Here is a 26959-nt window from a genome sequence, read left to right on the forward strand (position 1 = left end):
GGCCGCCGGGGAGAGGAACGGGGGCGGCGGGCCGGGGGAAGGGGGTTCACCACGGGCGGGCGCGGAGCGGGTCACGGGGGCGTCCCCGGCCCGGCAGGGGGACGATGCCGGGCCGGGGTTTCCCCGTGGGCGCGCGCGGAGGGGATGACGCGCGCCGTGGTGTGCTCTCCCGGCCCCGCGCCGAGCCGGGAGAGGGCGGCGGGGCCATGGCGTACCACCGTGCCCCTGCGGCCCCGCGAGAGGGTCAGGACTCCACCCGCGTGAGGCGGGACTTCATCTCGGTGCGCTCGAGCGTGCCCGGCGGCACGAGGGTGACGTCGGCGCGCACGGTGAGCCGGGCCCGGATCAGGTCCTCGATCTCGCGCTTGAGCCGCTCCTGGTCGCCGGGCTCGGGGCCGAGCTCGACCTCGACGCGCAGCGGGGGCTCCACCCGCGGGCCGGGGTGCGGCAGCACGACCTGGATCACGCCGTTGGTGCGCGGCGCGAGCGTCTGCACCAGGTCGCGGATCGCGGTCGGGAACACGTTCACCCCGAGCACGATCAGCATGTCGTCGGTACGGCCGATGCACCGGATCAGCGGCGCGCCGTCCTTGTCCAGGCCGGTGACGCGCACCCGGTCACGGGTGCGGAACCGCACCAGCGGGCAGCACTCGCGGTCCACCGAGGTGTAGACGAGCTCACCGGTGGCGCCCGGCTCGGGGATGATCACCTCGCCGGTGTCCGGGTCGATGAGCTCGACGACCACGTGGCGGCCGCCGGTGAAGCGCATGCCGCCCGCGCCCGGAGGCTCGGCGAAGATCACCGGGGCCATGTCGGCGTTGCCGAGCCCCTCGGTGACCTGCGCGCCCCACTCCGCCTCGATGTGCGCCCGGAAGGCCGGCTCGCCACCGCCGGGCTCGCCCCCGACGAAGATCTTCTTGATGCCGAACTCCTTGGGGTCGCGCCCCTGCTTGCGCACGTACTCGGCGAGGTAGCGCACGTACGACGGGGTGGCGTGCAGCGCCGTGGCCTTGAGGGTGTCCATCGCCAGCACCGCCTTCTCCGAGGCGCCGGTGCCGATCGGGACCATGGTGCACCCGATGCGCTCCAGCGCGTCACGGATCGGCAGGCCGCCGACGAACAGGGTCAGCCCCGCACCGTGCACCACGATGTCCTCGCGCGTGGCCCCCATGGTCATGAACGCCCGGGCGACCATCTCGGTCCACGCCTCGGCGTCCCGCCGGGTGACGCCCACCCAGCTCGGCTTGCCGGTGGTGCCGGTCGACGCGTGGACGCGGATCACCTCTTTCATGTCCACGCCCGCGTGCCGGCCGAGCGGAGGAGCCGCCGCCTGGGAGTCGCGCAGCATCTGCTTCGTGGTGAAGGGCAGCTTGCTCAGGTCCTCCAAGGACACCAGCGCCGTCGGATCGACCCCGTGCTCGGCGAACAGGTCGGCGTAGAACGGAGACCGCGCGGGCAGCCCGGCGAGCTGTGTACGGAGCATCGCGGTGACGGCGTCTCGGTCCTCAGCCGCGACGAAGCCGGGAGTGATCAACGTGTTGTCCTTCCAGGGAGTGGGATCGCCATGTGCTCTGGGACAGGCGGCGAAGAGCCCCACGCAGGGACGGTCAGTCCTCGTGGATGATGACGCCGCGGATGTTCTTGCCCTCTTCGAGGTCGTGGTAGGCCTCGTTCACCTGGTCGAGGGTGTACCGGCGGGTGATGAGCTCCTTGAGCTTCAGGTCGCCCGACCGGTAGAGCCCCAGCAGCTTCGGCACGTCGTACAGCGGGTTGCAGTCGCCGAACAGCGCCCCGCGGATCTGCCGCTGGTAGCTGATGAGAAAACCGGCGTGCACGTTCACCGCGCCCTGCCGGCCGACGCCGGTGATGGTGACCTTGCCGCCCTTGCCGACCATGAGCGTGGCCGCCTGGACCATCTCCGCGGTGACCAGGTCGGGGGTGAGGATCGCGTGGTCGGCGAGCTGTCCCCAGGTGGTCTCGACGACGAACTCGTGGGCCTCCTTGGCGGTGGCGAAGGCGTGCGTGGCGCCGAAGACCTCCGTCGCCATCTGCCGCTTGAACTCGACCGGGTCGACCACGATGACGTTCTTCGCCCCGGCGAAGCGGGCGCCCTGCACCGCGTTGCTGCCGACGCCGCCCGCGCCGAAGATCACCACGGTGTCGCCGGCGCGGACCCCGGCGGCGTACACCGCCGAGCCCCAGCCGGTCGGCACGCCGCAGCCGACGAGCGCGCCGAGCTCGAACGGGATGTCGTCGGGCAGCGGGATGCACGCGTACTCCGACACCACCGCGTACTGGGAGAAGGTGCCGAGGGTGCAGAAGCCGCCGAAGTCCTCGCCGTCCTTGTGGAACCGGAACGTGCCGTCGAGGAACATGCCGGTGCCCGCGTTGAGGCCCTTCTCACACATGTTCTGGTGGCCGGTCGAGCAGGGCCGGCAGGCACCGCAGGCCGGGATGTAGGAGCAGATGATCCGGTCGCCCGGCTTCACCCGCCGCACGTGCGGGCCGACCGACTCGACGATGCCGGCGCCCTCGTGCCCGCCGACGATCGGGAACCGCACCGGGGCGTCGCCCTTGGTGATGTGGTTGTCGGAGTGGCACAGGCCGGACGCCTTGAAGCGCACGCGCACCTCGTGCGCCTTCGGGGGGTCGAGCTGGAGTTCGGTGATCTCCCAGCCGATGTGCGGGGCGCGGGCGACGGCGGCCCGGGTCGTGATGATCATGGGATTCCCCGTTCCTTTCGCGGTTGCCGTGTCCAGTACGTGTCGCGAGGACGAGCCTCGCCCGTGCGCGGGCTCACGGCGCCGCGACCTTCATCGCCTTGACGTGGGGCAGGACCTCGGCGCCGATCAGGGCGATGTGGTCCAGGTCGTGGATGTCGTAGACGGCCAGATAGACGGTGTCGATGCCGAGTTCGGCGAGCTCGCCGATGCGCTCCACGAGCTGCTCGGGCGAGCCGCTCGCCGCGTTGGACTGGATGAACGGCGAGCCCATCGCGGCCACGCGGCGCTCGACGTCGGCGGCCGTGGTGCCGACCGCGGCCGGGACGAACGCCGAGCGGCGCGGCTCGGCGGGGTCGCGGCCGATCGCCTCGCAGGCCCGGGTGAACGTGTCGAGCTGCACGCGCATGTCGCCGCCGAGCGCCAGGTTGTACTCGGTCGCGTACCGGGCCGCGATCGCCGGGGTGCGCTTGAGGCCGGTGCCGCCGACGAGGATCGGCGGGTGCGGCGACTGCACCACCCGGGGCGGGCTGTAGTTCTTCTCGATCCGGTAGTGGGCGCCCTCGAAGGAGAAGGGCTCACCGGGCTTGGCCGTCCACAGCCCGGTGATGACCGCGAGCTGCTCCTCCAGCCGGTCGAACCGCTCCTTGGTGGCCGGGAACGGGATGCCGAACGCGGCGTGCTCCCGCTCGTACCAGCCGGTGCCGAGGCCCAGCTCGACCCGGCCGCCGCTCGCCTGGTCCACCGTGGCGAGGATGGTGGCGAGCAGGCCCGGGTAGCGGTAGGTGGCGGCGCCCATCAGGGCGCCGAGCCGTACCCGCTTGGTGTCCCGGGCCAGCGCGCCGAGCGTGGTCCAGCAGTCAGTGGGCTGGTAGGACGGGTCGTCCGCGACCACGCCGAGCAGGTGGTCGGACCGGAAGAAGGCGTCGAACCCGGCCTCCTCCACGGCGAGCGCGAGGGCCCGGAAGTCGGCGTAGGTGCCGCCGTGGCGCGGCTCGATGTGGATGCGCAGCCGCACCCCCTCGCGGTCAGTTCGTGCCACGGATCGACACCGCCTTGATCTGGGTGAAGTTCTTGACCGCCTCGGCGCTCATGGTCCGGCCGAAGCCGCTGCGCTTGTAGCCGCCGAACGGCGCGCCGATCACGCCGGCGCCGAGCGCGGCGTTCACCGCGACCTGGCCGGCCTGCAGCGCGCGGGACATCCGGACCGCGCGGCCGACGTCCTGGGTCCAGACCGAGGCGACGAGGCCGTAGTCGGTGCCGTTGGCGACCGCGACCGCCTCCTCCTCGTCGTCGACCGGGATCACGGAGAGGACCGGGCCGAAGATCTCCTCCTGCGCGATGCGCATGTCCGGGCCCACGTTGTCGAACAGGGTCGCCTCGACGAAGAAGCCCTTCTCGAACTCCTCGCCCTTCGGCACGCCGCCGCCGAGCACCAGATCGGCCCCCTCCTCCTGGCCGATCTTGATGTAGTTGAGCACGCGGTCGTGCTGCTTGCCGTTGATCAGCGGGCCCATGCGGACCGGCTTGTACCACGGGCCGACGGTGACCTTCTTCATCTCCTCGGCGAGGCGGCGCACCACCTCGGCGTGCACCGAGCGCTCGACCACCACGCGCGAGCCGGCCGCGCAGATCTGGCCGGTGTTGAGCGTGATGCCCGCGACGATCTGCGGGATCGCGGCGTCCAGGTTGGCGTCGGCGAAGATCACCTGCGGCGACTTGCCGCCGAGCTCCAGGTGGAGCGGGGTGAGGTTCTTGGCGCAGGCGGCCATGACCAGCTCACCGGTCTCCGGCGAGCCGGTGAAGCTCATCCGGCGGATGCCCTTGTGGCCCGCGACGGCCGCGCCGGCCTCGTGGCCGTACCCGGTGACGACGTTCACCACGCCCGCCGGGATGCCCGCCTCCATGGCGAGCTTGGCCAGCGCCAGCGGGGTGAGCGGGGCGTCCTCGGCCGGCTTGATCACGATCGTGTTGCCCGCGGCGATCGCGGCGCCCACGTCGTTGCAGAACATCGGGCCGGGCGCGTTCCACGGGATGATGCTGCCGACCACCCCGTACGGCTCACGCAGGGTGAGGCCGATCACGTCGGGGGTGTGGGTCGGCATCGTGGTGCCGAGCACCTTGTCGGCCTGGCCGGCGATGAACTCGAGCTGGCGAGGGATCGCCAGCGGGCCCCAGTGCGGGCGGCCGACCTCCATCGACTCGAGCTTGTCGATCTCGGCCTCGTGTTCCCGGATGAGCCGTGCCCACTTGGCCACCAGCTCGCCGCGGACCGTGGCGCTGGTGTCCCGCCACTTGGGGAACGCCTCGGCGGCGGCCTTGACGGCGTTGTCGACGTCGGCGGCGGTGCCCCGCGGCACCCGGGCGAGCACCTCACGGGTCGCCGGGTTGATCACCTCGATGGTCTCTCCGCTGACCGCCGGCACCCACTCGCCACCGATCAGGTGCGCGTTCTCGATGATCAGCGGGCTCGCGGGAGAGTTGGTCGCCGACTCGGAGAGGGTGGTGGTCATATGCTGCTGCTCCTCAGTGCTCGTGAATGATCACGCCGCGGATGTTCTTGCCGTCGTTCATGTCCTGGTAGCCCTGGTTGACCTCCTCCAGCCGGTAGCGGCGGGTGATCAGCTCGTCGAGCTTGAGGTCGCCCGTGCGGTACAGGCTCAGCAGGCGCGGCACGTCGTACAGCGGGTTGCAACCGCCGAAGATCGCACCCTGGACCCGGCGCTGGTAGCCGATGAGGATGCCGGGGTGGTGGTTGAGCTTGCCGTTGCCGACCGCGGTGATGGTCACCTGGCCGGACTTGCCCACGATGTTGAGCGCGTGGTCGATCACCTCGTCGTGCAGCTGGCCGACGGTGATGATCGCGTGGTCGGCGAGGTGGCCCCAGGTGCTCTCGACGACGAACTCGTGGGCCTCCTTGGCGGTGGCGAAGGTGTGCGTGGCGCCGAAGACCTTCGCCATGTCCCGCTTGAACTCGACCGGGTCGACCACGACCACGCGCTGCGCGCCGGCGAACCGGGCGCCCTGGATCGCGTTGCTGCCGACCCCGCCGGCGCCGTAGATCACCACGGTCTGGCCGGCCCGGACCCCGGCCGCGTACACCGCCGAACCCCACCCGGTCGGTACGGCACAGCCCACCAGCGCGGCGACGTCGAACGGGATGTCCTCGGGGATCTTGATGACCGAGTACTCCGACACCACCGCGTACTGCGAGAAGGTGCCGAGCACGCACAGCCCGCCGAAGTCCACGCCGTCCTGGTGGAACCGGAAGGTGCCGTCGGGGAACTCGCCGGTGGAGGCGTTCTTCCCGGCGTCGCACAGGTTCTGCCGGCCGGTGGAGCAGTAGCGGCACGCACCGCACGCGGGAATGAACGAGCAGACGACGTGGTCCCCCACGGACACCCGGGTCACACCCTCGCCGACCGCGTCGACGATGCCGGCGCCCTCGTGGCCACCCACGACCGGCATCCGCATGGGGCTGTCACCCTTTTGAATGTGGTCGTCGGAATGACACAATCCGGCGGCCATGAACTTGATACGGACCTCGTTCGGCCGCGGATCGTCGAGTTCAAGTTCCGTGATTTCCCACGGCCTGCCGGGCTCCCGGCAAACGGCGGCACGCGTGGTAATGCTCATTTGAGCCTCGTTTCCTGATTCGGGCGGCCACCTGCGCGGCTGCGCAGGAGGAGAATCCGAGGCGATGCCTCAAGGCGGTTATCAACGGTGATTTCACTATGCCCAGTCAGGGCATCCGCGAGCGATATGTCTTTCGTGTCGCGGAAAGCGAATGCCGTGCTCCCTCCGTCACGAACGGACGGCGTCACCGGCCGTCGCGGCGCCGTTCCCGGAGGCGCTCGCGGTGCCGTTCGAGCCGCCGGACGACCCGCCGGACGACGCCGTGCTCGCGGTGCCGTTCGCCGACGCGCCGTCCGGGGTGGCGAGCGGGAAGTGGCAGGCCACCTGGTGCCCGGGGAACAGCTCCCGCAGCCGCGGCACCTCCTGCGCGCAGCGCTCCTGCGCCAGCGGGCAGCGGGTGCGGAACCGGCAGCCGGACGGCGGGTTGATCGGCGAGGGCGGCTCGCCCTTGGGCGCGGTGGGACGGCGCACCTTGCCGGTCGCCGGGTCGAGGCCCGGGATGGAGTTGAGCAGCGCCGACGTGTACGGGTGCAGCGGCCGGCGGTACAGCTCCTCCGACGGGCCGACCTCGACGAGCTGGCCGAGGTGCATCACCGCGACCCGGTCGCTCACCTGCTTCACCAGCGCCAGGTCGTGCGAGATGAACAGGTACGACAGGCCGAGCTCGGTGCGCAGCCGCTCGAACAGGTTGAGCACCTGGGCCTGGATGAGCACGTCGAGCGAGGCGACCGCCTCGTCACAGACGATCAGCGCCGGGTTGAGCGCGATCGCGCGGGCGATGGCGACGCGCTGGCACTGGCCGCCGGACAGCTCGTGCGGGCGGCGCCTGCCGAACACGCCGGGGTCCATGCCGACCAGGTCGAGCAGCTCGCAGGCCCGCTCGCGGCGCTGTGCCTTGGTCCCCACCTTGTACCCGAGCAGCGGCTCCTCGACCAGCTCCAGCACGGTCCACCGCGGGTCGAGCGAGCCGTACGGGTCCTGGTAGACCATCTGCATCTGGCGGCGCGCCTCGGTGAGGGCCCGCCGCCCGAGCTTCATCAGGTCGGTGCCGAGGAAGCGCACCTCGCCCGACTTGGGGCGGGGCGCCTGGATGATCGACCGGGCGAGCGTCGACTTGCCCGACCCGGTCTCCCCCACCACGCCCAGCGTCTCGCCGCGCCACATGTCGAACGAGACGTCCGACACCGCGTGCACCTTGGCGCCCTTCACCCCGCCCGGCCCGCGCACGGCGAACTCCTGGACGATGTTGCGCACCTCCAGCAGCTTCTCCGCGTCGCGTTCGCGTGCCATGGTCATCGTCATGCTCCGTCCTTGACCTGCCGGGCGGACCCGACCGTCACCTCGTCGGCCTCGCCGCCGGTGCGGGCGCCGGCGGTGTCGCCGTCACCTCCCGCCGGATGCCAGCACGCCCACCAGTGCCCGGGTTCGTGCTCCTCGAGCACGGGCGGCTCGAGGCACTTGTCGGTGGCCACGTCGCAGCGCGGGCGGAACGCGCAGCCCTTGGGCAGCGCGGCGGGGTCGGGCGGCTGGCCGGGGATGACCGGCAGCAGCTCGTGCGTCTTGCGGTCGAGCAGCGGAATCGCCCCGAGCAGCGCCCGGGTGTACGGCATGCGCACGTTGGCGAACAGCTTCTCCGCCGTGGCGTACTCGACCGCCCGTCCGGCGTACATCACCACGACCTTCTGCGCGTAGCTCGCCGCGAGCCCCAGGTCGTGGCTGATCATGATGATCGCGGTGCCGAGCCGCTGCTGCAGCTCGACGAGCAGCTCCATGATCTGGGCCTGGGTGGTCACGTCGAGCGCGGTGGTCGCCTCGTCGGCGATGAGCAGCCGCGGCTCGCTCGCCAGCGCGATGGCGATCACCACGCGCTGGCGCATGCCGCCGGAGAGCTGGTGCGGGTACTCGTAGAACCGCCGCTCGGCCGCGGGCAGGCGGACCAGCTTGAGCAGCTCGACCGCGCGGTCGGCGGCGTCCTTCTTGCTCATGTCGGAGTGCGTGCGGATCGCCTCGACGATCTGCGCGCCGATGCGCATCGTCGGGTTGAGCGACCGGGCGGGGTCCTGGAAGACCATGGCGATCTTCGCGCCCCGCCAGGCACGCATCTGCTTCTCGGGCATGCCGATGAGCTCGGTGCCCTCGAACCTCGCCGACCCCGTCACCTGCGCGGACGGGGGCAGCAGCCCCATCAGGGCACGGGTGCTCACGCTCTTGCCGGAGCCGGACTCGCCGATGATGGCGAGCATCTCGCCGGCGCCCAGCGTGTACGACAGCCCGTTGACCGCGTTCACCACGCGGCCGCCGCGGGTGAAGCGGACCCGCAGGTCGCGCACCTCGAGCAGCGGGCCGTCCGCGGACGGCCGGCTCGCGGCCTCGGGCCGGGCGAGGTCGAGCACCTCTTCGGTCTGCCGTGCAGTCGGTTCACCGCTCATCGACCACTCCATTGGGTGCGCAGCGCCTCGCCGAGGAGGTTGAAGGCGAGCACGGTGATGAACAGGGCGAGGCTGGGCCAGATCACGAGGTCAGGGGTGGCCGAGAGGCTCGCCTGGCCCTCCGAGATCATGTTGCCCCAGCTCGGGTTGGGCGCCGGGATGCCGAGCCCGAGGAAGCTCAGCGCGCCCTCGATCACGATCACCGTGCCCATGCCGAGCATGGAGAACGTGATGAGCTGCGGCGCGATGTTCGGCACGATGTGCCGCAGCAGCATCCGCCACCACGGCGTGCCGGCGAGCTCGGCGGCGGTCATGAACGGCAGCTCGCGCAGGCTCAGCGTGGCCGCCCGGGCGACGCGCGCGACCGCCGGGATGCTGAAGAACGCGAGCGCGAAGATCGTGTTCGTCAGGCTCGGCCCCAGGCTCTGCGCCACCGCGAGGGTGAGCACGAGCGACGGGAACGCGATGAGCACGTCGAGCACCCGCATGATCACGGTGTCGACCTTGCCGCCGATGTAGGCGGACAGCGCCCCCAGCAGTCCGCCGAGGGCGAGGCCGATGAGGTTCACCGTGACCGCGACGAACAGCGACGCCCGCCCGCCGTGCAGGATCCGGGAGAGGATGTCGTTGCCGTTCGGGTCGGTGCCGAGCAGGTGGCCGGGCGAGAACGACGGGAGGCTCGACTCCAGCACGTTCCCGCCCACCGGGGCCGGGATCGGCAGGACCACCGGGCCCAGGAAGCACGCGAGGAAGACGAACGCGGTGAGGCCGGCCGGCACCCAGAGGCTCAGTTTGCGCACCCACGCCCGGCGCGGACGCGGCGCGTCGACCTCGGCGACCGTCGCCACGGGGGCGTCAACTGCTGCCATAGCGGATCCTCGGGTCGAGTACGGCGTAGAGCAGATCGGTGACGAGGTTCGCCACCACGGTCACCACGGCGAACACGATGACGCAGGCCTGGACCACCATCATGTCCCTGGTGTTGATGGCCTGGACCATGAGCTGGCCGAGCCCGGGGATGGCGAAGATCTGCTCGATGATCACGGTGGCGCCGATCAGCGTGCTCAGGTTGAGCCCGACCACGGTGATCAGGCCGAACGACGAGTTGCGGAACGCGTGCCGGATCAGCACCCGCCAGGGGCCGACGCCCTTGGCCTGGGCGGTGATGATGTAGTCCTGCCCGAGCAGCTGGTCGACCAGGTCCCCGCGGAGGAACCGGGTGTAGAAGCAGAACAGCGGGAACGCGATCGCCGCCGCCGGGAGGGCCATGGTGCGGAGGTTCTCCACCGGGTCCTCGGTGAACGGCACGTAGCCGATCGCCGGGAACCAGCCGAGCTGCACCGCGAAGATCAGCACCAGGATGAGGGCGAGCACGTAGTTGGCGACCGAGAGCCCGGAGACGCTGACGATCATGCTCAGCCGGTCGAACAGCCGGTTCGGCCGGTACGCGGCGAGCAGCGCCACCGGGATCGCCAGGACGAGCGACCCGACCATGGCGAGGATCACCAGCTCGAAGGTGACGACCAGCCGCTCGCCCAGCAGGGAGGTCACCTGCTGGTCGCTCACGAACGACTTGCCCAGGTCGCCGGTGACGGCGCCGCCGAGCCAGTCGAGGTAGCGGATCCACGCGGGCCTGTCGAGGCCCATCTCACGCTCGAGTGCCCTGACCTGCTCCTCGGTGGCCTCCACGCCCAGAAGCTGCTGCGCCGCGCTGCCCGGCACGAGGTTGAGCACCCAGAAGGTGAGGATGCTCACGCCAAGCGTGATCGGGATCGCCATCAGCAGGCGCTTGCCCACCAAGCGGAGGCTTGGTGAGGCAAGCAGCGCTGCTGTGACGTTTCGGGTGCGCCGCTCAACGGCGACCGTCACTGACTCCTCCAGACCTCGTCCCAGATGACGCCGGTGTTGACCATCAACGGCGGGATCTTGGTGGTCAGGCCGGGCCCGTAGACGCCCTTGACGACGACGTTGCCGGGAGCGAACGCGAGACCGAACGGAGCGTAGGCGTTGTCGCTGATGTACTGGCCGAGCTCGGTGTAGAGCCGCTCACGCTCCGCCTGGTCGATCGTGGCCGAGGCCTTCCGGACCAGCTCGTCGATCTTCGGGTCCTTGATGCCGCTGTACGGCGAGGTGGAGGTGAAGCGGAAGCCGACGCCCACGCCGGAGGCCGGGTCCCAGGCGCCCGCGGTCTGCAGCATCGCCTGCCACTTGTTCGTCTGGAACTCCTTGATCAGCGTGGCGAGCTGGTGGTCGACGATCTCGACCTCGATACCGGCTTCCCTCCACTGCGTCTGCAGCGCGGTGACGACCTGCTTGGCGACGTAGTTGCTGATCGTGCCAAGCTTGATCTTCATCCCGCCGAGCTCCTGGACGAGCTGCTTGGCCTTCTCCAGGTCGTAGGTGCGGTAGCCGGGCACGGTCTCCTTGTGGAAGAGGCCGCCGGACGCGGTGAACGACTGGCTCACCGGGTACTTGCCCTTGAACACGCCGTCCGCGATCGCCTGGAAGTTGGTGGCGTAGTAGATCGCCTCGCGGGCCTTCTTGTCGTTGAACGGCTCGATCTGGGTGTTCAGCTGGATGACGTACGGCGACGTCGGCGGCTGCAGCGTGACGGTGAGCTTGTCGTTGGCCTCCGCCTGCTCGAGCAGCGGCACGGTGTTCATGCCCTCGTAGGCGTGCGCCTGGCCGGAGAGCAGGGCGGTGTAGGCCGCCTGGTCACCGCCGATCGACTTGAAGGTGAGCTTGTCGAGGTAGGGCAGTCCCTGCTTGAAGTAGTTCGGGTTGCGCTCGAGCACCAGCTCCGAGCTGAGCTTGTTGCTGACGACCTTGAACGGGCCGGCGCCGACCGGGGTCACCCGGAACTTCTCCTCGCCCATCTCCTTGAGGGCGGTCGGGGAGACGATCCAGTTGACGTTCGACACCGGGAAGGAGTTGATCACGGCGCCGTACGGCTCGGAGAACCGGAGCACGACGGTGTTCGGCTCCTCGACCGTGATCGGGTCCTTCTCCGCCAGCGGCCAGGTCGGCTTACAGGTGCAGTTGGCGTTCAGGTTGCGCTCGAAGTTGAACCGGACGGCCTCGGCGTCGAGCGGCGTGCCGTCGGAGAACTTGATCCCGTCGCGGATCTTGATCTTTACGGTCTTGCCCCCGTCGAGCAGCTCGTAGCTCTCGGCCTGGTGCGGCTCGACCCGGGCGTTGCTGCCATCGTCGTTGGCGCGCACCAGGAAGAGCCCGCCGTAGATGGCCTGCATCATCGCGATGTTGGCACCGCCGGTGGTGTTGCTGGCCGGATCGAGCCCGGTCGGCCAGGAACCGGCGAACGCGCTGTCTTCAAGAACAGTGATCTCGCCGCCCTGCCGCGGAGACTCCACGGCCGCCGACGATCCTGTTGTGGATGCACCCTGGTTGCTGCACGCGGCAACGCCCAGCAGCGCCGCCAGAAGGACAGCTATTCGCTGCGTCTTTCTTCTCACTCGCGTCCTCCTGCTTTGGTGATCGCGACTCAGTGACCGATGTGTCGTCGCGAAGCGCGCTCCAGGCGAAGGTCGAACACCTTGGACGTGGACCCCCGACCACTCCGCAATGTGGCCTGGCTCACGGATTGAGCTAAGAGTGACCGCGTGATCTCCACGCGGCAAAGCAGGCTTTCGTGGGACGGAAGACATCGTTGGCCGCCTCACCGCCGTCCCCATCAAGACGGTTAGGTCGGCGGTGTGCGGCCGAGACATATGTCGTAGCCGGCCTGGGACCGGTGCCGGGTGCGCGAAACCGGCCGGTCCGCCGGCCCTCCCGTCACGTGCGAATCCACAGGGCGGGAGCCGCCTCGTGGGCCTCACCGGTCACATCGGTCACCGCGCCGGGAGCCCGCTCCCGGGCCGGAACCCGGCGCCCGTTCCGCACACCGCTGTCTCCCGGAAGCCCGGCGCCGCCGGGGATCGCGCCGCCGCGGCCGGGCCGTACCCCGGCTCGCCGTACCGGCCGCCCGAGGGCCGCCGGGACCGGGCGGGGGACGCGATTGGTTTCCGCGACGTGAAATCCTCGTCGCTTTCCGGTATCGCCATCGACATCCTGTCAGGCGACAGAGAGACGCGGATCGGCGTGACGCGATGCGGCGCGACCCGGTGGCCAAGGCGTCGCGCGCTCGGCGAGTCACCGGCCGCCCAGCCCCCTGAAGAGAGGCCCGCAGACTTATGGCAGAAACGGTACGTGCGGCCGTCCAGGTCGCTCCTCGCAAGATCGAGGTGCGTGAGTTCCCCCGTCCCAAGATCGGTGACGACGACGCGTTGCTGCGCGTGGAGGCGAACGGCATCTGCGGCAGCGACGTCGAGATCTACAAGGGACACATGGGCGTGGGGACGCGGAGCGACTTCACGCCGTTCGTGCCCGGGCACGAGCCGATGGGCGTCATCGAGGAGATCGGCGAGCGCGCCGCGGCCCGCTGGGGGGTGCAGCCCGGCGACCGGGTGGCGGTGGAGATCATCGTCCCCTGCCACTCGTGCCGGCAGTGCGTCACCGGCGCGTACCAGTCCTGCCGGAACCGCAGGGCGAGCCACGGCGTGACCGGGATCGACGTGGCGCCGTCGCTGTGGGGCGGGTTCGCCGAGCTGATGTACCTGTCCCCGAACACGATCGTCCACAAGATCGACAAGACCCTGCCGGTCGAGGTCGCGGCGATGTTCAACCCGCTCGGCGCGGGCGTGCGCTGGGCGCTCCACTACGGCGGCGTGAAGCTCGGCGACACCGTGCTCATCCTCGGCTCCGGGCAGCGCGGCCTCGCCTCGGTGATCGCCTGCCGCGCGGCCGGCGCGGGCAAGATCATCGTCACCGGCCTGGAGTCGGACGCGCACAAGCTCGCCCTCGCCAAGGAGTTCGGCGCCGACCACACGATCGTGGTGGACGGCGAGAACGCCCAGGACACCGTGGAGACGGTGCGCGAGCTCACCGACGGCGAGGGCGCCGACGTGGTGCTCGAGCTGACCCCGATGGCGGTCCAGCCGCTGCACGACGCGCTGCTCGCCGCCCGGCACGGCGGCCGGGTGGTGCTCGCCGGCCTCAAGGGGCACCGCGACATCCCGCTCAAGACCGACCTCATCATCAACCGGGCGCTCACCGTGGTCGGCGCGTTCGGCGTGGACTACCGCGGCATGGAGGAGGCCATCCAGATCATCGAGTCGCGCCGGTACCCGCTGGAGAGGCTGCACACGCACTCGTTCACCCTCGACCAGACCGCCCTGGCGATCGAGACCCTCGCCGGCGAGGTCCCCGGCGAGCTCCCCGTCCACGTCACGGTCCACCCCAACGCCTGATCAACGCCCGGAGGGTTCCCCCACATGCTCATCGACTGTCACGCCCACCTGCTCCCCCGCGACTACCCGGCGGACGCGCCCGAGTGCTTCCCCCGCATGGAGCCGATCGACGGCGAGACCGCGCGCCTGCTGGTGTTCGGCGCCATGAAGTTCAAGGCGCGTGACGTGTTCTTCGAGGCCGAGCGGCGCGTCGAGGCGATGGACGCCGCCGGGGTCGACGCCGAGGTGCTCACCCCGATGCCGCCGCTGCTCCGCTACGAGCTGCCCGCCGGCGACTACCTGTCGCTGTGCCGGTGGGTGAACGAGTTCACCGCGGAGCTGTGCGCGTCCCAGCCCGGCCGGCTGTACGGCTTCGGCATCGTGCCGATGCAGGACGTGGACGCCGCGACCGCCGAGCTGAAGGCGATCCGCGAGGCGGGCCTGTACGGCGTGGAGATCTCCTCGAACATCGCCGGCAAGTCCATCGGCGACGAGTCCTTCCTGCCGTTCTTCCAGGAGGCCGAGCGGCTCGGCATCCCGATCTTCGTGCACGCGATGCCGTCGCCGAACCCGCGGCTGCCGATGAGCACGATGGGCACGTTCGTGGTCGGCATCGAGGGCATGTACGCCGCGGCCTCGCTGATCCACGGCGGTACCGCGGAGAAGTGCCCGAACCTGCGCATCTCGTTCAGCCACGCGGCCGGTGGCTTCCCGCTCATGCTGCCCCGCGCCCAGTACTTCTGGGGCGGCACCTGGAACGAGGAGCCGCCGATCCCCGAGAAGGCGGTCGCCCACACCGAGGGGCCGTCCCCCATGGAGTACGCGCGCCGGTTCTACTACGACTCGCTCGTCTTCGACCGCCGCGCCCTCCGCTTCCTCGTCGACCTGCTCGGCCACGAGCGGCTGCTGGTCGGCTCGGACTTCCCGGCGATGGACCGCGAGGACCCGTGCGGGCGCACGCTCCGCATGCTCGACCTGCCGGAGGACGTGCTCAACGACATCACCTGGAACAACGCCTTCCGCTGGCTGGGCATCGACCCGCCGAAGTGACCCGGCGTCCGTGGTACGTCCCCTGGCGCGCCGGCTGACGCCAGGGGGAGGTGACACCGTGCCGGTGTCCGCCGAGCGCCGCCCCGTGCCGCCCGGACGGGGCGGCGCTCGGCCGTGCCCGCCCGCCGTACGGCCCCGCCTGGGGGATTTGGCGGCAATCGTCTCCTATGCCTGGGATTGACCCGCCGTCCGCACGGTACGTAGGGGGTGAGGCGGCCGCCTCTCCGCCCGACGGGCCGGAAGGAGGGCGTGGGCATGACCGAACGCTTCTACACAGCCGAGCACGACAGGCTGCGCGAGGTGGTGCGCGGCTACGTCGAGCGCGAGGTGGCGCCGAACCTCGGCCGCTGGGACCGGCAGCGGCTGGTGGACCGGGAGGCGTGGCTCGCGGCCGGGCGGCTCGGCCTGCTCGGCGCCCGGGTGCCGCCCGCGTACGGCGGGCCGGGGATCGACGACTACCGGGTGCGGTGCGTGATCGCCGAGGAGATGGCGAAGGCCGGGGCCGCCGCGCCCGCGCTGGGCTTCGCGCTCAACGACGACATCGTGCTGCCGTACCTGCTGCGGCTCGGCACCGAGGAGCAGAAGCGGCGCTGGCTGCCCGGCTTCGTCACCGGGGAGACGATCTCGGCGATCGCGATGACCGAGCCGGGCGCGGGCAGCGACCTGCGCGGCATGCGGGCGGTCGCGGTGCGGGACGGCGACGGGTGGGTGCTCAACGGCACGAAGACCTTCATCACCAACGGCATCCTCGCCGACCTGGTGATCGTCGCCGCGCAGACCCGGATCGACGGCGCGGACGCCGGGCTGAGCCTGTTCGTGGTGGAGGACGGCACACCCGGGTTCACCCGGGGCCGCAAGCTCGACAAGCTGGGCCTGCACGCGCAGGACACCGCCGAGCTGTTCTTCGACGACGTGCGGGTTCCCGACGGCAACCTGCTCGGCGGCGTCGGCGAGGGCCTGCGCCACCTGATCGCGAACCTGCCCTCGGAGCGGCTCTCCATCGCCTACTACGGCCTCGCCGCCGCGGAGGCCGCGCTCGGCTGGACGCTCGACGCCGTCCGGGAGCGCACCGTCGCCGGCGTCCCCATGCTCGACCACCAGGCCGTGCGGTTCCGCCTCGCCGAGCTCGTCACCGAGGTGGAGGTGACGCGCGGCTACCTGGAGCGGCTCGTGCTCCGCTACAACGCGGGCGAGCTCGACGTGGTGGACGCGGCCAAGGCGAAGTGGTGGGCGACCGAGACGCAGCGGCGGGTGCTCGACGGCTGCCTGCGGCTGTTCGGCGGCGAGGGGGTGCTGCTCGACCGGCCGCTCGCGCGGGCGTTCCTCGACGCCCGCGTGCAGACGATCTACGGCGGCACCACCGAGATCATGAAGGAGATCATCGGCCGTTCGCTGCGCTCGTGATCGGCCTCCATGCACCCGCCGCCGAGCGCACGTCCTGCTCGGCCGACGGCGTCACGATCAACGGTCGATTCGCCGCGACGAACGGCGGATCCGGGCATCGATGCCCGGACGACCGGGCCGCGGACGCCGCTCACGTCATCCACGTGTGATCGGCGGCCCCGTACGCGGCGGCCGTGCCGTACCGCTCAGCCTCGGTGCTCCACCAGGTGGACGACCCGCAGCGGCGGCCCGACGAGCTCCCGTACGGCACGGCCGATGCGGGCCTCCGCCTCGGTCTGGCGCTCCAGGTGCTGCAGCACGTGCTCCTCCCAGGAGGCGACCGTCCACGCCTCCACGAGCACCCCCGGCCGGTCCGGGTCGGCGAACAGCCGCCACCGCCGCGCCCCGGTCCGCCGCCGGGACCGGCGCACCTGCCGCATCAGCTCGCGAAACGCCCGCTCGGCCGCCGGGTCCACCCGGTACTCGACCAGCACGAGCACCCGCCGCCGCCCGGACGCGGCCGCGCGCGGCGGCTCCGGCCAGGGCACCGGGTCGCCCGCGCCCGCCGGCCGGGGCAGCCACCGCAGCAGCACCAGCAGCCAGACCGGCGCGAGCGCGACGGCCGCCGCGCAGAAGGCGGCCGGGCCGCCGATACGGTCGCCGGCCGCGCCCCACAGGTACGAGCCGACGGCGAGGCCGCCCTGGGAGGCCACCAGGTGGTAGGAGAGCGCCCGGGCGCGCACCCACGGCGCGAGGATCACCTGGTGGGTGGCCATGAGCGTGGACCCGACCGCGGTCCAGGCGAACCCCGCGACGGCGAGGCCCGCCAGGACCGGAGCCCGGTGGTCCGCCACCGCGACGACCACGAGCGCCGCCGCGTAGCAGGGGATGAGCAGCGCGGCGTACGCGGTGTTCGACAGCCGCCGCCGGAGCGGGGCCAGCAGCACGGTGCCGCCGACCGCGCCCGCGCCCACCACGGCGAGCATGAACCCGTAGCCGTCCGCGCCCTCCCCCATGCCGCGCATTGCGATCACCGGCAGCACGGCCCAGAACGCGCCGCCCGCCACGAAGAACCCGGCCGTGACCGCGAGCAGCCGCAGCTGGTCGGCGCTGTGCACCACGTGCGCGAACCCGGTGCGCAGCGCGGCGGTGAACCGCTCCGCGCCGAGCGGGCGGCGCAGGTTCCGCGCGGCCAGCCCGGCGAGCGCGTAGTAGAGGAACGCGGCCCCGCTCACCGCGAACGCGGCCGTCGCCCCGGAGGCGACGATGAGCACGCCGCCGAGCGCCGGGCCCACCACCCGCGCCAGGTTCACGCTGATCGACGCGAGCATCGACGCCGACGGCATCAGCTCCGGCTCGACGATGTCCGGCACCGACGCCGACCAGGCCGCCTGGTTGATCGCCTGCGCGGTGCCGAGCAGCACGGTGAGCGCGAGCAGCGGCACCGGCGCGAGCGCCCCGGCCAGGCTCGCCCCCACGAGCACGAGCCCGGTCAGCGTCGCGGCGAGGTTGGTCGCCACCAGAACGGTACGGCGCGGCAGCAGGTCGGCGAGCACCCCCGCGGGCACGCCGAGCACGAGGAACGGCACGGTGATCGCCGCCTGCACCAGGGCGACCGTGAGCGTGGAGTGCCCGGCGTGCACCATGTACCACTGCGCGGCCACGGTCTGCACCCAGATGCCGAGCTGCATCGCCAGATGGCCGCTCCACAGGGTGCGGAAGGCCGGCGACCGCCGCAGCGGCGCGAGCAGCCCGGCACCCCGGTGGGCGTCGTCGCGGCGGTCGCGCGCGCGATCGCCGTGCCGATCCCGTTCCAGAGGCCGGACCGTCAAGCCGTGGCGTCCTCCCCCGGCACGGGTTCGAACACCGCGCCGCCGACCGGCCCGTCCGCCCCGCCCTCGGGGGCGCGCAGCCGCAGCCGCATGCCCACCTCGAGCCGGTCGAACGGCACCCCGGCCACGTTCGCCATGATCGTCGGCCCGCCGTCCAGGCTCACGTAGCCGAGCACGTACGGCACGGCCTCGGCGAACGCCGGATCCGGGCGGTGCACGACCGTGTACGAGTAGAGCGTGCCCTCCCCGGAGAGCACCCGGGTGGTGGTCGGCCCGGCCAGGCAGGCCGGGCAGCGGTCCCGCGGCGGCCAGACGTGCCCGTCGCACGCCTCGCACCAGGTGACCACGAGCTCGCCCCGGGCGAGCCCGTCCCAGAACGCCCGCGACTCGGGCGTGACGTCGACCGCGACCTTCGGCAAGGTGCTCACTTCACATCCCCCCGGCACAGGATCGCCGTCGCCGCCGAGGCCCGGCTGCCCAGCGAGAAGCCGGACCCGTGCACCAGCGCGAACTCGCAGTCGGGCACCTGCAGCTCCGGATGGGCCTCGCCGCGCAGCTGCCGTACCGCCTCGATCGCCCGGATCATGCCGCCGCGGCGGTCCGGGTGGTTGTTGGCGAGCCCGCCGCCGTCGGTGTTGCACGGCAGCCGCCCGTGCGGCGCGTGCAGCGCCCCGTCCCGCACGAACCTGCCGCCCTCGCCCTTGGCGCAGAACCCCAGGTCCTCCAGGGCGGTGAGCACGGTGATGGTGAACGAGTCGTACAGCGACACGTAGTCGATGTCGCCGGGGGTGAGCCCGGCCGCGGCGAACGCCTCCGGCCCGGTGCGGGCGGCCCCGGTGACGGTGAGGTCGACCTTGCCGTTGTTCCAGTGCCGCACGGTGGTGGCCTCGGCGAGGATGCCCGGGCAGGGCCGGCCGAGGCTCGCGGCGATCTCCTCGGACACCACGACGAGCGCGCCGCCGCCGTCGGTGGTGACGCAGCAGTCGAGCCGGTGCAGCGGCTCGGCGATCGGCGGCGACTCGAGCACCTCCGCCACGGTGACCCGCCTGCGCAGCAGCGCGTTGGGGTTGAACGACGCGTGGTAGGCCGCGGCCACCTTGATGTGCGCCAGGTCCTCGCGGGTGGTGCCGTACTCGTACATGTGCCGCCGGGCGACCAGCGCGTACTGGGCGATGAGCGTGGAGCCGTGCGCGGCCTCGAACGGCAGCGTCGGGGACGGCGGCGCGCCGCGCAGCCCGACGCCCTGCCGGGGCAGCCCGGCGTGGATGATCAGCGCCACGTTGCACCGCCCCGCCTGGATCGCCCGCGCGGCCGCGCCGAGCGCCGCCACGTAGGTGGCGCCGCCGAGGTCGGTGCCGTCGACGTGCCGCAGGTTGGCGAGGCCGAGCAGCTCGGCGAGCGCGAGCGGCCCACCGGGGGTGACCGAGGTGAACAGCCCGTCGACGTCGGCCGGGGTGAGCCCGGCGTCGGCGAGCGCGCCGGCCGCGATCTCCAGGTGGACGGACTCCAGCGAGCGGCCGGGGATGTCGCGTTCGGGGTGTTCGAAGGCACCGGCGATCCGGGCCATGACCCTGCCCATGTGACTCCTCACTCTCCAACGCCGGGCGCGAAGCGGACCGGCGCGCCGGTGGCGCGGACCACGGTCTCCGGCGCGACGCCGGGGGCGAGCTCGAGCACGGTGAAGACGCCGTCGCCCGGCTCGAACACGCCGAGGTCGGTGATGACGCGGCGCACCACGCGCGGGCCGGTGAGCGGCAGCGTGCACGCGGGCACGAGCTTGGGCTTCCCCCTGCGGTCGCAGTGGTTCATCAGCACCCACACCCGCTTCGCGCCGAGCACGAGGTCCATCGCGCCGCCGACCCCGGGGGTACGGCCCGGCGCGGTCCAGTTGGCCAGGTCGCCGTGGGCCGACACCTGCAGCGCGCCGAGCACGGCGAGGTCGAGGTGGCCGCCGCGGATCATGCCGAACGAGTCGGACGAGTCGAAGGTCGCCCCGCCCGGGACGATGGTGACCGGCCGCTTGCCCGCGTCGGTCACGTCGACGTCGATCTCGTCCTCCGGCGGCGCCCCGCCCATGCCGAGGATGCCGTTCTCCGAGTGCAGGAAGATCTCCCGCGCCGGGTCGAGGAAGTCGGCGACCAGCTGCGGCATGCCGAGGCCGAGGTTGACGTACCAGCCGTCGGGGATGTCGGCGGCGGCCCGCGCCGCGATCTGCTCACGGGTCCAGCCCGTCCGGGCGGCCGTGCCGGGCCGGGTCGCCGCGGGTGCGGTGCTCGTCACCGGGCGGCTCCTTCCTTCGACTGCACGACGTGGTCGACGTAGATGCCGGGGAGGTGGATGTCGTCGGGGCCGAGCTCGCCGACCTCGACGATGTGCCGGGCCTCGACGAACGTGGTCGTCGCCGCGATCGCGGCCACCGGGTTGAAGTTGCGCGCGGACAGCCGGAACGCGCAGTTGCCGAGCCGGTCCGCCCGGTCGGCCTTGACCAGCGCGAAGTCCACGTGGAGGGCGTACTCGAGCACGGCCTGCCGCCCGCCGAAGGTGCGGACCTCCTTGGGCGGGAGGTACTCGACCGGCCGCCCCGACGCGTCGTACCGGCTGGGGTAGCGGCCGTTCGCCAGGTCGGTGCCCGCCGAGGTCGGGGTGTAGAAGGCGGGGATGCCGTACCCGGCGGCGCGCAGCCGCTCGGCGAGCGTGCCCTGCGGGACGAGCTCCAGCTCGATCTCCCCGGCGAGCAGCCTGCGGTTGAACTCCTTGTTCGAGGGGAACGAGCCGGTGAACTTCCGGATCCGCCCCTCCTCGGCGAGCCGGCCGACGCCGCGCGGGTCGATGCCGGCGTTGTTCGCCACGATGTGCAGGTCGCGGCGGTCGAGCTCGCACAGGGCGTCACACAGGTCCATCGGCACGCCGGTGACGCCGAAGCCGCCGATCGCGATCGTCGCTCCCGACGGGATCATCTCCATCAGCTCGAGGGCGGAGCCCCGTATCTTGTTGATCAATTCAGCGCACTCCGTGGCTTTCGGGTACGGCGTGGCGGGCCCGGCCGCCCGGCCGGGGGCGACGCGGACGGCCGGGCCGGGTGCGGGACACGAAGGGGTTGGCGGTACGGCACCCGGCACGCGGCGGGGTGCCCGGGACGGGTCACCGGGCGCGGGTCAGGACGAGTGGGCGCCCATCATGGCGGCGGCGAGATCCTCGGGGCGGAACATCTGGGCCGGCGGCGGGGGACCCCACGAGTAGTAGGTCTTCGGCCCCTCCCACTCGCCGGGTTCCCACAGCTCGTCGTCGACGATGACGTCCATGTCGGAGTAGTACTCGGTGAAGTTGCCCGCCGGGTCCTTCAGGTACCAGAAGAAGTTCGACCCGACGTAGTGCCGCCCGAGCCCCCACACGTGCCGCCGCTCGTCGGCCTCGAGCATGCGCAGCGCGGCCTGGCCGACCGCGTCCACGTCCGGCACCTGCCAGGAGGTGTGGTGGAGGAACCGGATCGGGGCGGACTGGACGAGCAGGTTGTGGTGGTCGGTGGAGCAGCGCAGGAACCCGGCCCGGTCCTTGATCAGGTCGCTGATCTTGAAGCCGATGCCCTTGACGAAGAAGTCCTGGGAGCGTTGCTGGTCGGTGGAGCCGAGCACCACGTGGCCGAGCTTGCGCGGCCGCAGGTGCTCCTCGTCCCGGGTGAGCGCCGTGGCGCGGGCGTTCGGCCGGTCCACGCGGCCGGGGCCGTTCACCGCCGCGGGCGGGGTCTCGGCCTGGCGGATGCGCTCGGCGATCTCGACGCGGACCTCGACCCCGGTGCCCTCCTCGACCGCGGTGAGCGCGGCGGGCTCCCGCCTCGCCGCGACGCCGAGCGCGGCGAGGTTCGCGGCGATCCGGTCGAGGTCGTCGGGGTCGTCCACGCCGATGCCGACCTGGACCGCGCGCCGCCGCTCGGTGCGGACGAGTTTGAGCTGCTCGCCGCCGTCGACGGTGGCGAACCGGCCGTCCCCGAGCGGGGTGAGACCGAACTCGGTGTAGTACGCCTCGGCCGCGGCGACGTCGGGGACGCCGAGGACGAGCCTGGTGAGTCTGTGCAGTGGCATCGCCGGTTCCCTCTGCTCGTTTGTCGGGCTCGTACGGTCCGCCCTGGTTTCCGGTGGGCGGCGCTCAGTCCTGGGCCGCGATCGGGTTGCGCAGCACGCCGACGCCGTCGATCTCGACCTCGACCACGTCGCCGGGCGACAGCAGCCGCGGCGGGTCGGAGAACAGGCCCACGCCGCCCGGGGTGCCGGCCGCGATCACGTCGCCGGGGTTGAGCGGCGTGAACGTGGACACGTACGCGATCAGCTCGGCGACCGAGAAGAGCATGTCCTTCAGCCGGGCCGACTGGCGCACCTCGCCGTTGACCCGGGTGACGAGCTCGGCGTCGCCGAGGTCGGCCACCTCGTCGGCGGTGACGATCCACGGGCCGAAGCCGCCCGAGCGGTGGAAGTTCTTGCCCGGGATCCACTGGCCGCTGTGCCGCTGCCAGTCGCGGGCGCTGCCGTCGTTGAAGCAGGCGTAGCCGAAGACGTGCTCGGCCGCGGCGCTCTCCGGAACGTTCCACGCCCGCTTGCCGATCACGACGGCGAGCTCGCCCTCGTAGTCGAACTGCTCGCAGACCCGGGGCAGGATGATCGGCTCGCCGTGGCCGACCACGCTGTCCGCGTACCGGGTGAAGATCGTCGGGTGCTCCGGCCGGGCGGCCGAGAGCTTCACCTCCTCGCGGTGGGTGGGGAAGTTGACCCCGGCGCACAGCAGCTTCGCCGGCTCCACCGGCGGCAGCAGGGTGACCTCGTCGAGGCCCGCGGTGGCCGGCGCCGCGGCGAGCGCGGCCGAGTCGGGCAGCGTCCCGCCCGCGATGAGCTCGCGGACCGAGCCCGCGGTCACGCCGGGCACGTCACGGTGGTCGACGACGCGGTCCCCCACCACGAACCCGTAGGAGACACGGCCGTCGTGGGCATAGCTGACGATCTTCACGATGCTCCTCAACCGGTGCCGATCGGAAAACAGCTCTCACTAGACCACATGATTGTTGATTGCACAAGAGATTTTCGAAAATCCACGCTGCTATCATCAACGCCATGGTGCGGACCAACGGGGCGGAGACGCTGGGCGCGGACGTCTACGTGCAGCTGCGGTCGGACATCCTGGACGGCCGCTACCTGCCCGGCGAACGCCTGCAACCGGCCAAGCTCGCCGCCACGTACGGCGTGAGCGCCGGGGTGATCCGCGAGGCGCTCACCCGGCTCGCCGAGCAGCGGCTCACCGTGGTCGAGCCGAACCGGGGTCACCGCGTGGTCACGATCAGCGTCAAGCAGATCCGCGACCTGGTCCAGCTCCGCCAGATCAACGAGTGCGCGGCGCTGCGGTTGTCGATGGAGCACGGCGACGCCGCCTGGGAGGGCGAGGTGCTCGCCGCCCACCACCGGCTGCGCTCGGTCGGCCCGGTGCTGGAGGCCCCGGCGGACGCCTGGGCGGCCGCCCACCGGGACTACCACATGGCGCTGTTCTCCGCCTGCGGCAACGAGCGGCTGCTGCGGCTGTGCGAGGAGCTGTTCGCCGCCTCCGAGCTGTACCGCCGCTGGTCGAGCGGGCCGGTCGACGAGCGCACCCCGGACGAACGGCGGGCCCGCGGCGCCGAGGTGGACGCCGAGCACGCCGCGATCCTCGAGGCCGTGCTCGCCCGGGACGCCGACCGCGCGGTCGCGCTCTACCACGAGCACCTGGAGCACACCGCCCGGAACGCGGGCGCGGCGGTCGAGGCCGCCGCGCGCCGCATCGCCGCTCGGGAGGCGCTCAGTCGGGGCGCGGCGCCGGGTTCCGGGTCACCGCGCGCAGCAGCGGACGGGACAGCGCGTCGGCCGCGATGACCCCGCCGAACCCCACGGCGATCGTGACCAGCAGGATGGCCGCCCCGCCCGCGCTGAGCGTGGCGAACACGAACGGCAGCGCGCAGAACATCCCGGCGAGCAGCGAGCCGCCGCCCATCACCGCGAGCGGCACCAGGGTCTCGATGCGCCGCGCCCGGTCGAGCACCTCGAGCGGGGTCCCGGCGAGGCGCAGCAGCGCGTAGGTCTGCCGCCGGTCGAGCACCGAGGAGGACGCGGTGATCCCCGCGCTCACGATCGCCACCAGGAACGACGCGCCGAGCACGATCAGCGTGCCGGTGCGCAGGTCGGCGAAGAGGACGAACGCGGCCCGCTGCTCGTCCATGGGCGAGGTCGCCACGTGCCCGGGCACGAGCCCGGCGAGCGCGGTGCGCGCGGTGTCGACCTGCGCGGTGTCCGCGGTCTTGGGCAGCTCCACGATCACCCTGGCCCGCTGCGGCACGTCCGCCCGCGCCCGCCCGTCGGCGCGCGGCTCCCGGACGCGCACCTCGGCCTCGACCCCGGCCCGGGCCAGCCGCGCCCGGGCCTCGTCGGCGACCGCGCGCACCTGCTCCGCGGGCGCGAGCACGATGAGGTCGGTCGAGGACGGGCTGCCGAGCATGCCGCCGGACGGGGTGAGCAGCCCGGTGAACCCGGCGATGAAGCCGGTGAGCGCCACGCCCGCGATCGTCCGCCACGCCGACCTCGGGTCGTCGACCAGCCGCCGCCCGGCGAGCAGGGCCGCCGGGCCGCGCGCCACCCGCGCGGTGATCCGGCCGATCACGCTCACCACCCACGGGCCGGTGAGGTTGAGCGCGAGGAAGGCGAGCGCGAGCACCACGGCCACCACGGTCACCGAGGTGCTGCGGGACGCGAGCGGCACCACGGCGAGGGCCGCGAACAGGGCGACCAGCCGGATCACCCGCATGCCGGGCGGCGTCTCCCGCTTCGCCACCCCGAGCGGGCTGATCACCACGCGCCGCAGCCCGACCACCGCCGACACCCCGACGAGCAGCGGTACGGCGAGCAGCACCCCGGCCACCGGAAGCAGGCCCGGCCACAGGTCGGAGACGAACCACGGGCCGCCCGCGAGCTCGATCCGCGCCACCAGCGGCATCGACGCGACGTACAGCACGAGGCCGAGCACGGCCGCGCCGGCCGCGACGATCATCGCCTCGGCGACCGTCATCAGCACCACCTGCCCCGGCGTCGCCCCGACCAGCCGCAGCGCGGCGAGCCGCTGGTCCCGCCGGGCCACCGTGAGCCGGGCCGCCGCGCCCCCGAACACCAGCAGCGGCACGACCATGAGCACGCTCGCGATCACGGTGAGGATGCGGTAGCCGAGCAGCATCTCCCCGTGCCGCCCGGTGAAGTCGGCGACCCGCGTCGGCCCGATGACGGTGGACGACGCGTACAGCGGCTTCCGGGTGACCGCGGGGTCGTCGGGCGCCCGCCCCACGACGGCGACGAGCTCGTCCGGGTGCACCAGGGCCTCGTCGCCGATCGTGCCCGCCACCGTGCCGGGGAACCGGCCGGCGAGCCGCTCGTCCGGCAGCCGCCGGGCCAGCTCGGCGAGCGCGGGCGACAGCCACACCTCGCCCGGCCGCGGCATGCGGGTCAGCCCGGGCGGGTGCACGCCGGACCGCTCCGCGCCGTCGAGCGGGGCGATGGTGACCACCGTGATGATCTCGTCCTCGACGAAGTCCTGGGCGACCGCCTGGATCGCCACGGCCCCGCCGCTCGCCTCGACCGGGTGCCGCCACGCCTCCCGGTCCGCCCGGGCCAGGAACGCGACGTTCCCGGCGATCGTGAACAGCAGCAGCGCGGTGGACACGGTCACCGCGGCCGCGGTGAGCACGGTGCCGAGCATGCCGTGCCGCCCGGCGCCGCGCAGCAGCCGCCAGCTCAGCGAGAGCATGCCGGTCACGCCCACCCCCGCACGGTCGTCTCGGGCGCCGGGTGGCCCGGGTCCTGCGGCGAGGCGTCGGCCGTGCCGTACCGGGAGCCGATGATCCGGCCGTCCCGCATCTCGAGGACGCGGTCGCACCACGCCGCCACCTGCGGGTCGTGGGTGACCACGACGAGGGAGGCGCCGTTGTGCTTGGTCGCCTCCACGAGCAGGCGCATCGTCTCGTGGCCGGTGGCCTGGTCAAGGGCGCCGGTCGGCTCGTCGGCGAAGATCACGGCGGGGCGGGTGACGAGCGCCCGGGCGATCGCGACCCGCTGGGCCTGCCCGCCGGACAGCTCGCCCGGCCGCCGCGCGGTCAGGCCGTCGAGGCCGAGCGGGGCGAACCAGCGCCGCGCCTCGTCCACCGCCTTCGCCCGCGGCACGCCGCCGAGCATGAGCGGCAGGGCGACGTTCTCGTCCGCGGGCAGCTCGGGCAGCAGCTGCCCGAACTGGAACACGAACCCGAACCGGGTACGGCGCAGCTCGCTGCGCCGCCGCTCCCCCACTGTGTCGATCCGTTGCCCGAGCAGGTGGACCTCGCCGGAGTCGGGCCGCATGATCCCGGCGAGGCAGTGCAGCAGGGTGGACTTGCCGGAGCCGCTCGGCCCCATGATCGCCACGGCCTCGGTGCGGCCGATCGCGACGTCCACTCCGGCGAGGGCGACGGTGGTGCCGAAGCGTTTCACCAGTCCCCGGCCCGTCAGTACGGGTTCGTTCGTGTCCGCGGTTGCGCTCATACGGACACCCTCGCCGAACCGCCCCGTACCGCGGATCGGCCGACCGGGCGAAAC

At 72.3% G+C, this 26959-nt stretch carries 23 protein-coding genes; 4 read left to right on the plus strand and 19 right to left on the minus strand.

Annotation, left to right across the window (positions count from 1 at the left end; all coding sequences use genetic code 11):
• Positions 1-244: 244 nt before the first annotated feature.
• From FHX40_RS17165 to FHX40_RS17210, 10 genes are all read right to left on the minus strand, one after another.
• The gene (locus FHX40_RS17165) at positions 245-1483 is read right to left on the minus strand and encodes a phenylacetate--CoA ligase family protein (RefSeq protein ID WP_211350305.1); all 1239 of its coding nucleotides are present in this window, start codon (positions 1481-1483) and stop codon (positions 245-247) included.
• Between the two features lie 124 nt (positions 1484-1607).
• A complete protein-coding gene (locus tag FHX40_RS17170; RefSeq protein ID WP_142260565.1) occupies positions 1608-2723 on the minus strand; it encodes an NDMA-dependent alcohol dehydrogenase in 1116 nt (371 codons plus the stop codon).
• 73 nt (positions 2724-2796) lie between these two features.
• On the minus strand, positions 2797-3762 hold the full coding sequence (locus tag FHX40_RS17175) for a TIGR03560 family F420-dependent LLM class oxidoreductase (RefSeq protein ID WP_142260566.1): 966 nt from the start codon (positions 3760-3762) through the stop codon (positions 2797-2799).
• Positions 3749-5233, minus strand: a complete 1485-nt coding sequence (locus tag FHX40_RS17180) for an aldehyde dehydrogenase family protein (RefSeq protein ID WP_142260567.1) — start codon at positions 5231-5233, stop codon at positions 3749-3751. Before FHX40_RS17180 ends, FHX40_RS17175 begins: the two co-directional genes overlap by 14 nt.
• Before the next feature lie 13 nt (positions 5234-5246).
• Positions 5247-6356 (minus strand): NDMA-dependent alcohol dehydrogenase, encoded by a 1110-nt coding sequence (locus FHX40_RS17185; RefSeq protein ID WP_142260568.1) that lies wholly within the window; start codon positions 6354-6356, stop codon positions 5247-5249.
• Between the two features lie 168 nt (positions 6357-6524).
• A complete protein-coding gene (locus FHX40_RS17190; protein WP_189136244.1) occupies positions 6525-7658 on the minus strand; it encodes an ABC transporter ATP-binding protein in 1134 nt (377 codons plus the stop codon).
• A complete protein-coding gene (locus FHX40_RS17195) occupies positions 7655-8785 on the minus strand; it encodes an ABC transporter ATP-binding protein (protein WP_142260569.1) in 1131 nt (376 codons plus the stop codon). The genes FHX40_RS17190 and FHX40_RS17195 overlap by 4 nt, the downstream gene beginning before the upstream one ends.
• Complete coding sequence (locus FHX40_RS17200; protein WP_142260570.1) at positions 8782-9654, minus strand: ABC transporter permease; 873 nt, start codon at positions 9652-9654, stop codon at positions 8782-8784. Before FHX40_RS17200 ends, FHX40_RS17195 begins: the two co-directional genes overlap by 4 nt.
• Entirely contained in the window at positions 9641-10582 is a 942-nt protein-coding gene (locus tag FHX40_RS17205) for an ABC transporter permease (protein ID WP_211350306.1), read from the minus strand. Before FHX40_RS17205 ends, FHX40_RS17200 begins: the two co-directional genes overlap by 14 nt.
• A gap of 68 nt (positions 10583-10650) precedes the next feature.
• Positions 10651-12156 carry an ABC transporter substrate-binding protein gene (locus tag FHX40_RS17210; RefSeq protein WP_211350307.1) on the minus strand — a complete coding sequence of 502 codons (1506 nt, stop codon included), beginning with the start codon at positions 12154-12156 and terminating at the stop codon, positions 10651-10653.
• 819 nt (positions 12157-12975) lie between these two features.
• Between FHX40_RS17210 and FHX40_RS17215 the strand changes: the two genes are divergently transcribed.
• The 3 genes from FHX40_RS17215 to FHX40_RS17225 all read left to right on the plus strand — a co-directional run bounded on the left by FHX40_RS17215 (position 12976) and on the right by FHX40_RS17225 (position 16524).
• Positions 12976-14091, plus strand: a complete 1116-nt coding sequence (locus FHX40_RS17215) for a zinc-dependent alcohol dehydrogenase (protein WP_142260572.1) — start codon at positions 12976-12978, stop codon at positions 14089-14091.
• Positions 14092-14115: 24 nt separating this feature from the next.
• Positions 14116-15120, plus strand: coding sequence for an amidohydrolase family protein (locus FHX40_RS17220; protein ID WP_142260573.1), 1005 nt, complete (start codon positions 14116-14118; stop codon positions 15118-15120).
• Between the two features lie 255 nt (positions 15121-15375).
• The gene (locus FHX40_RS17225; protein WP_142260574.1) at positions 15376-16524 is read left to right on the plus strand and encodes an acyl-CoA dehydrogenase family protein; all 1149 of its coding nucleotides are present in this window, start codon (positions 15376-15378) and stop codon (positions 16522-16524) included.
• Between the two features lie 185 nt (positions 16525-16709).
• On the opposite strand, the gene FHX40_RS17230 is transcribed toward FHX40_RS17225, so the two are convergent.
• From FHX40_RS17230 to FHX40_RS17260, 7 genes are all read right to left on the minus strand, one after another.
• Complete coding sequence (locus FHX40_RS17230; protein ID WP_142260575.1) at positions 16710-18335, minus strand: MFS transporter; 1626 nt, start codon at positions 18333-18335, stop codon at positions 16710-16712.
• Entirely contained in the window at positions 18332-18763 is a 432-nt protein-coding gene (locus tag FHX40_RS17235) for a Zn-ribbon domain-containing OB-fold protein (protein ID WP_170198872.1), read from the minus strand. The genes FHX40_RS17230 and FHX40_RS17235 overlap by 4 nt, the downstream gene beginning before the upstream one ends.
• Positions 18760-19914 (minus strand): thiolase domain-containing protein, encoded by a 1155-nt coding sequence (locus FHX40_RS17240; RefSeq protein WP_142260577.1) that lies wholly within the window; start codon positions 19912-19914, stop codon positions 18760-18762. Before FHX40_RS17240 ends, FHX40_RS17235 begins: the two co-directional genes overlap by 4 nt.
• An 8-nt stretch (positions 19915-19922) precedes the next feature.
• The gene (locus FHX40_RS17245) at positions 19923-20615 is read right to left on the minus strand and encodes a 3-oxoacid CoA-transferase subunit B (RefSeq protein WP_142260578.1); all 693 of its coding nucleotides are present in this window, start codon (positions 20613-20615) and stop codon (positions 19923-19925) included.
• Positions 20612-21334: a CoA transferase subunit A gene (locus tag FHX40_RS17250; RefSeq protein WP_229788996.1), complete on the minus strand. Its 723-nt coding sequence runs from the start codon at positions 21332-21334 to the stop codon at positions 20612-20614. Before FHX40_RS17250 ends, FHX40_RS17245 begins: the two co-directional genes overlap by 4 nt.
• Positions 21335-21490: 156 nt before the next feature.
• Positions 21491-22414, minus strand: coding sequence for a VOC family protein (locus FHX40_RS17255; RefSeq protein WP_142260579.1), 924 nt, complete (start codon positions 22412-22414; stop codon positions 21491-21493).
• Between the two features lie 64 nt (positions 22415-22478).
• The gene (locus FHX40_RS17260) at positions 22479-23330 is read right to left on the minus strand and encodes a fumarylacetoacetate hydrolase family protein (RefSeq protein WP_142260580.1); all 852 of its coding nucleotides are present in this window, start codon (positions 23328-23330) and stop codon (positions 22479-22481) included.
• A 104-nt stretch (positions 23331-23434) separates the two neighbouring features.
• On the opposite strand from FHX40_RS17260, the gene FHX40_RS17265 reads away from it, so the two are divergent.
• Positions 23435-24223 (plus strand): GntR family transcriptional regulator, encoded by a 789-nt coding sequence (locus FHX40_RS17265; protein WP_142260581.1) that lies wholly within the window; start codon positions 23435-23437, stop codon positions 24221-24223.
• Here the strand turns inward: FHX40_RS17265 and FHX40_RS17270 are convergent.
• Complete coding sequence (locus tag FHX40_RS17270; RefSeq protein ID WP_244941601.1) at positions 24150-26153, minus strand: FtsX-like permease family protein; 2004 nt, start codon at positions 26151-26153, stop codon at positions 24150-24152. The two genes, FHX40_RS17265 and FHX40_RS17270, sit on opposite strands and share 74 nt — an antisense overlap.
• Positions 26144-26905 (minus strand): ABC transporter ATP-binding protein, encoded by a 762-nt coding sequence (locus FHX40_RS17275; protein WP_142260582.1) that lies wholly within the window; start codon positions 26903-26905, stop codon positions 26144-26146. The genes FHX40_RS17270 and FHX40_RS17275 overlap by 10 nt, the downstream gene beginning before the upstream one ends.
• Between the last annotated feature and the right edge of the window lie 54 nt (positions 26906-26959).

The sequence above is a fragment of the Thermopolyspora flexuosa genome, assembly GCF_006716785.1.
GTDB lineage: Bacteria > Actinomycetota > Actinomycetes > Streptosporangiales > Streptosporangiaceae > Thermopolyspora > Thermopolyspora flexuosa.

What these genes read in the sequence shown, in the direction of transcription:
- FHX40_RS17170 (WP_142260565.1), bottom strand. Translation starts at nt 2,723, where the DNA reads ATGATCATCACGACCCGGGCCGCCGTCGCCCGCGCCCCGCACATCGGC.
- FHX40_RS17275 (WP_142260582.1), bottom strand. Translation starts at nt 26,905, where the DNA reads ATGAGCGCAACCGCGGACACGAACGAACCCGTACTGACGGGCCGGGGA.
- FHX40_RS17190 (WP_189136244.1), bottom strand. Translation starts at nt 7,658, where the DNA reads ATGACGATGACCATGGCACGCGAACGCGACGCGGAGAAGCTGCTGGAG.
- FHX40_RS17200 (WP_142260570.1), bottom strand. Translation starts at nt 9,654, where the DNA reads ATGGCAGCAGTTGACGCCCCCGTGGCGACGGTCGCCGAGGTCGACGCG.
- FHX40_RS17165 (WP_211350305.1), bottom strand. Translation starts at nt 1,483, where the DNA reads ATGCTCCGTACACAGCTCGCCGGGCTGCCCGCGCGGTCTCCGTTCTAC.
- FHX40_RS17215 (WP_142260572.1), top strand. Translation starts at nt 12,976, where the DNA reads ATGGCAGAAACGGTACGTGCGGCCGTCCAGGTCGCTCCTCGCAAGATC.
- FHX40_RS17255 (WP_142260579.1), bottom strand. Translation starts at nt 22,414, where the DNA reads ATGCCACTGCACAGACTCACCAGGCTCGTCCTCGGCGTCCCCGACGTC.
- FHX40_RS17195 (WP_142260569.1), bottom strand. Translation starts at nt 8,785, where the DNA reads ATGAGCGGTGAACCGACTGCACGGCAGACCGAAGAGGTGCTCGACCTC.
- FHX40_RS17185 (WP_142260568.1), bottom strand. Translation starts at nt 6,356, where the DNA reads ATGAGCATTACCACGCGTGCCGCCGTTTGCCGGGAGCCCGGCAGGCCG.
- FHX40_RS17220 (WP_142260573.1), top strand. Translation starts at nt 14,116, where the DNA reads ATGCTCATCGACTGTCACGCCCACCTGCTCCCCCGCGACTACCCGGCG.
- FHX40_RS17265 (WP_142260581.1), top strand. Translation starts at nt 23,435, where the DNA reads ATGGTGCGGACCAACGGGGCGGAGACGCTGGGCGCGGACGTCTACGTG.
- FHX40_RS17180 (WP_142260567.1), bottom strand. Translation starts at nt 5,233, where the DNA reads ATGACCACCACCCTCTCCGAGTCGGCGACCAACTCTCCCGCGAGCCCG.
- FHX40_RS17240 (WP_142260577.1), bottom strand. Translation starts at nt 19,914, where the DNA reads ATGGGCAGGGTCATGGCCCGGATCGCCGGTGCCTTCGAACACCCCGAA.
- FHX40_RS17225 (WP_142260574.1), top strand. Translation starts at nt 15,376, where the DNA reads ATGACCGAACGCTTCTACACAGCCGAGCACGACAGGCTGCGCGAGGTG.